At 70.3% G+C, this 1,261-nt stretch carries 1 protein-coding gene; it reads right to left on the bottom strand.

Going from position 1 to position 1,261, the window contains the following annotated elements; genetic code table 11:
* The coding region (locus Mrose_RS18345; protein WP_119280656.1) for a Pvc16 family protein at window positions 1-1,119 on the bottom strand (1,119 nt) is incomplete at its 3' end.
* Window positions 1,120-1,261: the final 142 nt, after the last annotated feature.

Raw genomic sequence — 1,261 nt, 5'->3', positions numbered from 1 at the left:
GCTGTAGGCCCGCAGGGGCCGGTCGGTGGGGGGCGTGGGGTCGAACTCGTTGAGCAGTAGTGTGACCTGCTGCTCGCGCCCCACGCGGGGGGTGAAGGTCAGCTCGAGCTTCCCCCCCATCTTGGCCACGCTCACGCTGGGGCTGAGCAGGAAGGCCAGAGGATTGGACGCCTCGCCAGGACGGGTGAAAGTCGCGGGTGCTTCGCCCAGCAGGCGTTGCTGCTGCACCATCACAGTCTGGGGCCCGGCCCGCAGGCCCGCGGGCAGCGGGAAGCTCACCTCGGTGTCGCTGACCTGCGCCGGGGTGAGGCTCTGCCCGCCCACCCGCACCTGCGTGACCTCGCCGCGCAGGTTCTGCCCCAGCAGCACCAGGTGGTAGCCGACGAGGATGGGCTCGGAGGGGGGCAGCAAGTCGGCGTTGGGGCTGGGCCTGGCCCGCACGGCCTCGAGCCGCGGGAAGCGGAAGGGCCGGGCGTAGACCCCCACCCCCTCCGGGCGCACCGGCAGGGCCACCCGCCTCGAGCGCTGGGCCTCGATGAGCACCACCGAGACCCGGTAGGCCACCGTGGGTCGGTACTTGGCTTGCATGGCCGACCACAGCCTCGAGTGCTCCTCGGTCGAGAGCGCCTCGGGGCTGAGCTTGACCTGCTCGATCTGGTTTTCCAACCCCACCTCGCCCAGCTTGCTCCTGATCTCCAGCGGGACCGTGGGGTCGGAGGCGATAGCCTGGATGCTGTTCTGGATGTACTTGCGCGTCAGGATGCCCATCTCGTGCAGCACCTCCATGGCGTAGCCCAGCAGGGCCTCGGCGTGGAGGTTGGAGTTGGCGTAGGCGGTGAGGAGGTAGTGCAGGTCGAGCGCCAGCGGCGGATTGGCCACCCGCTCGCCGCGCTCGTCGCGGGCCGGGAGCCCCGCGTTGCGCCAGCCGGGGTTGGGGCTGACCTGGTAGAGGAAGAGGTTGAGTTGCAAGAGGCCGTTGCCCTCGAGCTTGACCTGGTCCGGCGGCAGGGTGGTGACCTTGACCTGCCCCCCCAGCGAGACGTCGGGTTGGCCGAAGCGGTTGGCCAGCAGCCACTGCAACACGGCGCTGACGGTGGTGATGGCCAGAGGGTTGCTCATCGCCTCCCCTTGAGGAATTCCTCGAGGCTCAGCCCCTGCGAGGGTGGACTGGGCTTGGGTGGCTCGGGCGGCGAGCCCAGCAGTGCCCGCACCTCGACGCGCCCGATGTGGACCTGGATGGTGGGGGCCTGGGCCTCGGGTG

Source organism: Calidithermus roseus (assembly GCF_003574095.1).
Taxonomy (GTDB): Bacteria; Deinococcota; Deinococci; order Deinococcales; family Thermaceae; genus Calidithermus; species Calidithermus roseus.
This window is presented reverse-complemented; position numbering and strand designations above follow the sequence as displayed.